Origin of the sequence: Streptomyces sp. NPDC058812 (genome assembly GCF_042744565.1) — a bacterium.
GTDB classification, from domain to species: Bacteria; Actinomycetota; Actinomycetes; order Streptomycetales; family Streptomycetaceae; genus Streptomyces; species Streptomyces thinghirensis.
In genome coordinates this window covers 62,476-69,135 of sequence record NZ_JBHYOB010000028.1, presented here as the reverse complement: position 1 = coordinate 69,135, position 6,660 = coordinate 62,476, and the positions used below count along the sequence as shown (strand labels likewise).

General features: G+C 69.2%; 6 protein-coding genes. 2 read left to right on the top strand and 4 right to left on the bottom strand.

The window, feature by feature from the left end; all coding sequences use genetic code 11:
* Together ACFW48_RS35790 and ACFW48_RS35785 are read right to left on the bottom strand one after the other, a co-directional pair.
* On the bottom strand, positions 1-93 hold a 93-nt coding region (locus ACFW48_RS35790), incomplete at its 3' end, for a biotin carboxylase N-terminal domain-containing protein (RefSeq protein ID WP_280842533.1).
* 181 nt (positions 94-274) lie between these two features.
* On the bottom strand, positions 275-1,024 hold the full coding sequence (locus ACFW48_RS35785) for a response regulator transcription factor (RefSeq protein WP_383556450.1): 750 nt from the start codon (positions 1,022-1,024) through the stop codon (positions 275-277).
* 381 nt (positions 1,025-1,405) lie between these two features.
* Here ACFW48_RS35785 and ACFW48_RS35780 point away from each other — a divergent pair, with 381 nt between their 5' ends.
* The gene (locus tag ACFW48_RS35780; protein WP_386322410.1) at positions 1,406-2,080 is read left to right on the top strand and encodes a ScbR family autoregulator-binding transcription factor; all 675 of its coding nucleotides are present in this window, start codon (positions 1,406-1,408) and stop codon (positions 2,078-2,080) included.
* Positions 2,081-2,198: 118 nt separating this feature from the next.
* Here the strand turns inward: ACFW48_RS35780 and ACFW48_RS35775 are convergent, their stop codons facing one another.
* Together ACFW48_RS35775 and ACFW48_RS35770 are read right to left on the bottom strand one after the other, a co-directional pair.
* Positions 2,199-3,428, bottom strand: a complete 1,230-nt coding sequence (locus tag ACFW48_RS35775) for a cytochrome P450 (RefSeq protein WP_386322408.1) — start codon at positions 3,426-3,428, stop codon at positions 2,199-2,201.
* A 110-nt stretch (positions 3,429-3,538) separates the two neighbouring features.
* Entirely contained in the window at positions 3,539-4,219 is a 681-nt protein-coding gene (locus tag ACFW48_RS35770; RefSeq protein ID WP_386322406.1) for a ScbR family autoregulator-binding transcription factor, read from the bottom strand.
* Positions 4,220-4,629: 410 nt separating this feature from the next.
* Between ACFW48_RS35770 and ACFW48_RS35765 the strand changes: the two genes are divergently transcribed.
* Entirely contained in the window at positions 4,630-6,573 is a 1,944-nt protein-coding gene (locus tag ACFW48_RS35765) for an acyl-CoA dehydrogenase (protein WP_386322404.1), read from the top strand.
* Positions 6,574-6,660 lie beyond the last annotated feature (87 nt).

Sequence of the window (6,660 nt, the reverse complement as noted above, 5' to 3'; positions counted from 1 at the left end):
GTAGACGGCCACGCTCGCGATCCCGGCGTCCCGGCAGGCCCGGGCCACACGGACAGCGATTTCGCCACGATTGGCGATGAGCACCTTGCGCACGACGGCTCACCTTCCTGAGCGTACGGACAACTCCCGCCAGGCTCGCGGGCCTTCGCTTCAGGGATCAAGCCGCTTCGCTACAAACCTTGGTGAGAATTACTTCCCCTCGTCCGCCGCACGTTCGTCCTCCACCGGAACGCGGCCCGGTGGAGGACGAACGGCCGTAGTGACCCACGGGTGCCTACGGGTGGCCGAGGCGGAAACCCACGCCGCGTACCGTGATGATCCAGGTACTCGACCCCAGCTTTCCCCGCAGGCTGCTGACGTGGGTGTCGATGGTGCGGCCAGGACGCGACCAGCTGTCCTCCCAGACCTGTGTCATCAACTGCCTGCGGGAGACGACCTTTCCCGGCTGGGCGGCGAGCAGGTGCAGCAGGTCGAACTCCTTGCGGGTCATGCCCACGCTGCGACCGTCCAGCCAGACCTCTCGGACCCGCGCGTCGATGCGCAGCGGACCGTGCATGAGGACCTGCTCCACGGGCTGCTGGGGCCGCACCCTGCGCATCACCGCCTCGATCCGGGCCAGCAATTCTCGAAATCCGTAGGGCTTCGCCATGTAGTCGTCCGCACCCGCCTGGAGTCCGAGGACCCGGTCCAGTTCACTGTCGCGTGCGGTGACGGCGATGATCGGCGTCTCGCTCGTGGCCCGCAGGCTGCGGCACACTTCGAGACCGTCCAGGTCGGGCAGGTCGAGGTCGAGCAGGATGAGGTCCGAACTCTGGTGCGTCCGCAGCGCTTCGGCGCCGGTGGGCACGCTCTCGGCCGTGTAGCCGTGCCGGCGCAGCCCCTGCACCAGGGAGTCGGCGGCCCGTGCCTCGTTCTCCACGACGAGCAGCCGCAGGGCGCCCTGCCGGGGCGGCGCAGCCGCGTCGACGAGAGGCGACCCGGATATGGGTGGAGCCGTGTGGGGGGCTCCGTGACGTCGTGTCATACGGGGTTCCAGGAGGTCTGTGCTCTGGCGGTTCATCTGTAACTCCCCACGTCCGCGCGATAGGCGCGTTACAAGTAGACCGTTCGCCGGGAGATTACAAACCGCGAGCCCGGTTTGTCAATCTTGAGCGGCCCACCAGGCGGCGGCCCAGCAGTACGTCGACTGCCCTTCCAGACCACGTCAAATCACCCCCTAGCTGCATCAATCCCCAAACATGGCAAGCATGCCTGTCCGGAAATCGGTGACGTGAGACTGCATACAAAACCGCCGAGCTGGTTTTATACTGAGGGAGCGACACTCGCTCCCCCGGTTCACACCGTGCGCGTGCCGCTTCCCCTGCCGCCCCGCCACACCAGGCACACTCCGCAACGGAGCCAATCGGTGAAGAAACAGGAACGGGCCATCCGCACCCGTCACGCCCTGATACGTTCCGCGGCCGAGCTGTTCGAGCAACGCGGATACGTGCAGGCACGCCTGGCGGAGATCAGCTCGGGAGCCGGTGTGAGTTCCGGGGCGCTCTACTTCCACTTCCCCAACAAGACCGCCGTGGCCGACGCCGTGGAGAGCGAGGCCGGCCGGATCCTTCGCCGGTCGGCGCGCAGGGCGTACGACGATCAGCCGAACGCGTTGCAGACCCTGGTCGACGTCTCTCACGTCCTGGCGCATCTGTTGCGTCAGGACGTGGTGGTGCGGGCCGGCTTCCGGCTCAACTGCGACAACACACTGCGCACCGGGCTCAGTCTCCGCCAGGAGTGGCAGAGCTGCGTGCAGCAACTGCTGGCCCAGGCCGCCGACGAGGGCTCGCTCAAGCCCGGTCTGCCCCAGCGCGACCTGGTGATGGCCCTGGTCGCCGCGACCACCGGTTTCGAGATACTCAGCCGGGAGAATCACGAATGGCTGTCCCGCCGCTCACTCAGCCGTTACTGGCGGCTGCTGCTGCCCTCCGTCGCCGAGGCGCACGTGGCGGTCGACCCGGAGGGCACGGACTCACTGATCGCCGACCCCGCGCCCGTGCTCATACCGTTCCGGCCCTCCGATCCGGCCGGCTCCCGCTGAGCGCGACGCATGTCCGCCGCCTCACCGACGGGCAGCCGGGGCGGGGCCCAAGGGACGCAACCCGAACGCCCGAACTCCGCCGTCCCGGCGGGGCGGCGGGGCGGCGGAGTACCGAGCGTCAGGCCGATGCGGGGCCGAGCAGGACGGGAAGCGCACCGTACCCATGGAGCATGAAGGTGGGTATGGGCCGGAGTTCGGCCGGCGCGCAGGCCAGTTCCATCTTCGGGTACCGCTCGAAGAGCTGGGCGAAGGCCACTCCCGCCTCGATCTCCGCGAGCGGGGCTCCCAGGCACCGGTGGGTACCGTGGCCGAAGCCGAGGTGGTCGCGCTTGTCCCGCAGCAGATCGAAGCGGCCGGCGTCCGCCCCGTGCCGCTCCGCCTCGTGGCCGGCCCCGTGGAAGGCGACGATGATCGGGTCACCCCGCTTGATCAGCACACCGTCGAGGTCGATGTCCTCGACGGCGAATCTCATCGGGGCGAACGCCGGAGGCGTGTGCATCCGCAGGGTCTCGGTGACCACGTCGCTCCAGCCGGCGCGGCCGGCACGCACGTGTTCCAGCTGCTCGGGATGGGTCAGCAGCTCGGCGACCGCGTTGGTGATCAGCATCGCCGTGGTGTCCTGACCCGCGGCGATCATCATGAAGAGAGTGCCGAGGAGTTCCTCCTCGGAGAGCCGGTCCTCCTGGTCCCTCGCCTGGATCAGTGACGTGGTCAGGTCGTCGCCCGGCTGCGTCCGCTTGTTCTTCACCAGCTCGGCGAGCAGTCCGTAGGCGCGCAGGCGCGCGGCCCCCATCTCCTCACCGGTGACGGTGCTGCAGAACACCGTGTGGAGCGCGGCGCTGAGCTCGTCCGTGGCCTCGCCCCGGGGCACGCCGTACAGCTCGCAGATGACCCGCAGCGGCAGCAGGTCGGCGTACGCGGTCTTCAGGTCGACCGGTGTCCCGGGCGGGGTCTGCCCCATCTCGTCGAGAAGCTCGCCGGCGATCCGCTCCACCTTCGGACGCTGGGACTCGGACCGGCGCGCCGTGAACGCCCCGGCGATCAGCCGGCGCAGCCTGGTGTGGTCCTCCCCATAGGAGAAGAGCATGTTCTCGTTGGCCACCCATGGATACAGCGGCCACTGCCCCGTTATCTCCCCGGAGATGAAAGCGGGCCAGTGCCGCCGGGCGTCCCTGGACACCCGGCGGTCCGTCAGCAGCCGTTCCACGTACTCCTGCCCGACGACCGCCCAGGCGATCACCCCTCCGGGCAACTCCACCTGGACGGCGGGCCCCTGGGCCCGCAGCCGCGCCGCCTCCCCGACGAGGTCTTGCCCCGTCACGTCCAGCGCGTAAGGACAGGCTGTCATTCCCATTGGCACTCCCTGAGTTGGTCTTGCCCAACGCATTGACACTTGCCATGCGGAACGCCCCCCGCCGCACCGGAGCGCCCGTCACCGCGCCCCGGGACGTGCACCGGTCAGCCGACCGCCTCCGACTGCGCCTGCCGGCGCAGTTCCATCGCCTGCTCGTAGACACGGGCTCCGCGGTCCGCTCCCATGTCCAGGCGTACGAGCACGGCCGGGACCGCGACGCTCGACATCAGGTGCCGTTCGATGTCGGCGACCCGGTCCATGAGATCGGCGTAGCCGGTCATGATCTTCGACAGGATCTGGGCCCCGGTGAACGCCGCCACGAACATCCGCGCGGTGTCCTCGACGTCGACCTGGGGCAGCAGTTCCCCGTTCGCCTTGGCCCGGGCCAGAACCGCTGCGTTGTACTCGATCCAGCCGGCCATCGGCGTCTGTCGGTTCAACCCGTCCCGCGGGACGCCCTGCTCCACGGTGAGCCGGATGCTGCCGCGGACCATCGCGTCACCGGTGCTCAGCATGTGGGCGAGGAGGAAGGTCGAGTCCAGACCCTGCTGGAGGACGAGTTCCTGCGGGGCCGGCTCGGGCACGGCGCCGACCTGGTCGGACAGCACCGCCTGCGCCAGTTCCTCCTTGGAGGAGAAGTGGAAGTACAGCGCGCCCTTGGTCACGTCGGCCCGGTGAAGGATCTCCGAGATCGTCGCCGCCTCGTAGCCGACGTCGGCGAACACAGAGGCGGCCGCCACCAGGATGGAGTGGCGCGTCCTGATCGCGCGTTCCTGCAGTGCCACGCTCCACACCTCCGCGTCAGCCCGGTACCTGCTCGAGCAAAAGAAAACCGACAGGTTCGTATCCTGTCACCCGGCCACGCCCAGGATCAAGTGCCGCACACTCGATGACCACCGAAATCGCCGCAAGAACGGCATAGAGGTCATGTCTCCGAGTGACCAGCCCATTAACAAACCATTGCGCCGGTTTTTCTGCCAGGGGGCCGAGACCGCTCAACGGCTGGGCATATGCCCTGAACATCGAGCTGAAGGGCACATTCCGTTAGTGACGGGCACGACGGATCACACCCGCCGAAGGCCCTGAGAGAACGCCAATTTACCAACTCTTGACTTGATAACAAAACCGGTAGGTCCGTATCTTCTGCCACTGCACGTCCAACCATCCGGATCTGCAACTCACGGGGGAGAGGGTCATGGCCCTTCTGACATCGAGGACCGAGCAACACCCCGCCGCGCGGGACCGCGCGACCACTCATCCGGATCAGTCCCTCGCGGACGATCTGCGCGCGTTCGAAAGCCTGGCGTTCGGCGACTTCGGAACGATCGGCACCACACCCACCAGGGAACTCACCCGCTTGCTCTTCGACCGCGAGGGCGAGCGGGAGCGGATACACCGCCCCTGGCAGCGACTGATGGCCGACAACGCGTTCAGACACCGTCCGGGCCTGTCACCCGCCGAGCAGGCCGCCCGGTCCTACGACTGGCTGCGCATGGTGAACGACGCTGTTCCGACGCCCGAGGACCTCGCCGAGGACGCCGGCCGGTTGGCGAGTCTGCACGAGTGGGCGGCGATCGTGGACGGCGGCGGGGGCCTGTGCACGGTGGCGAGCATCCACTACAACCTGTTCCTCGGCAGCCTCCTGGACCACGAGGGCGACTCGCGTCGCGACCTGACCGAGTTCACGTCCATGCGGCGCATCGGTACCTTCCTGTGCACCGAAGTCGAGCACGGCAACGACAGTTTCGCGCTGGAGACCACGGCCGAGCTAGATTCCGAGACGGGCGGTTTCATTCTGAACACGCCGCATCCCGGCGCCCAGAAGTTCATGCCCAACACCAGCACGACCGGTGGGCCCAAGACGGCGGTGGTCGCCGCCCGGCTCCTCGTCGGCGGACAGGACCAGGGCGTCTTCCTCTTCCTCACCCCACTCAGCGACGACGAAGGCCTGCTGCCCGGCGTACGGGTACGTCGGCTGCCCTTCCGTTCCGGCGCGCCCGTCGACCACTGCCTCACCGCCTTCGACCGGGTGCGGCTGCGCCGGGAGGCGTTGCTGGAGGCGGAGCACGGCCGGCTCGGCGGCGACGGCACGCTGAGCAGCACCCTCGGCAACCGCCGCAAACGATTCCTGCGCTCGATCGGGCGAGTCACGGTGGGGAAGCTGTGCATGAGCGGCGCGGCGGTCGGGGCCTCCCGGGCCGCCCTGGCCATCGCCGTCCGCTACGGCGAACACCGCCACGTCAGCGGGCCCAGGGCGGGCGAGCGCATCGCCGTCAACGCGTACCGGACCCACCACAGCCGACTGCTCGGCGCGCTGTCCACGGCGTACGCCATGACCTTCCTGCACCGCTCGGTGCTCTCCCGGTGGGGCGGCCACACCGACGAGGAACGGGAGGGCGTCGAACGCCTGGTGGCCGTCGCCAAGGGCTGGATCACCTGGCAGGCCCGCGGTATCACGGTCGAGTGCCGCGAGCGGTGCGGCGCGCAGGGACTGTTCGCCGTCAACGGCCTGTCCGGCTTCCCCGAGTACGTCGAGGGGACGGTGACCGCCGAGGGCGACAACCTCGTGATCTGGGCGAAGGCCGCCGCCGAACTGGTCTTCCACCACGAGGCCGAGAAGGATGGGTGGCCGGTCCCGGCCACCGGCGCCGAGGAGCTCGTCGACCCCCACTTCCTGCGACACCTCCTGGCCCGGTCCGAGGCCGTCTGGCAGGCCCGTGCGCGCCTGGCGCTGCGGCAGGGGCCCGCCAAGGACCCGGTCGCCCGCTGGAACGCCACCTCGTCGGCGGCCCTGGAGATGGTCTCCGCCCACGCCTCCCTGCGTGCGGCCGACGCCTTCCTCGACGCGGTCTTCCTGGCCCGCGAGCCGCAGGCTCGTGAACTGCTGGAACGACTCTGCCTGCTGTTCCTGCTGCACCAGGTGCGCGAGCGCACCGGGGACCTGCTGGCGCACGGACACATGAGCACCGAGCAGGTCCGTGCCCTGCCCACCGCCCTCGACACGGTGACCGGCGGCCTCGCCCCGTACATGACGGCCCTGGTCGACGCCTTCGACCTGCCCGCCGGGTACCTGGACGCGGTGCCCATCGCCAACAGCGGCTGCGTCCCGCTCGCCGACTACGCCGGCATCAGCGAGTAGGCGGGCACACGGCCCGGGTGGACGACCTCGCCACCCGGGCTCGGCCGTCGCCTCGCCCGGACGCGTCGGCGGAACCCCGCCCGCACC

Coding starts and splice junctions, on each gene's coding strand:
- ACFW48_RS35785 (WP_383556450.1), bottom strand. CDS start 1,024: ATGACACGACGTCACGGAGCCCCCCACACGGCTCCACCCATATCCGGG.
- ACFW48_RS35775 (WP_386322408.1), bottom strand. CDS start 3,428: ATGACAGCCTGTCCTTACGCGCTGGACGTGACGGGGCAAGACCTCGTC.
- ACFW48_RS35765 (WP_386322404.1), top strand. CDS start 4,630: ATGGCCCTTCTGACATCGAGGACCGAGCAACACCCCGCCGCGCGGGAC.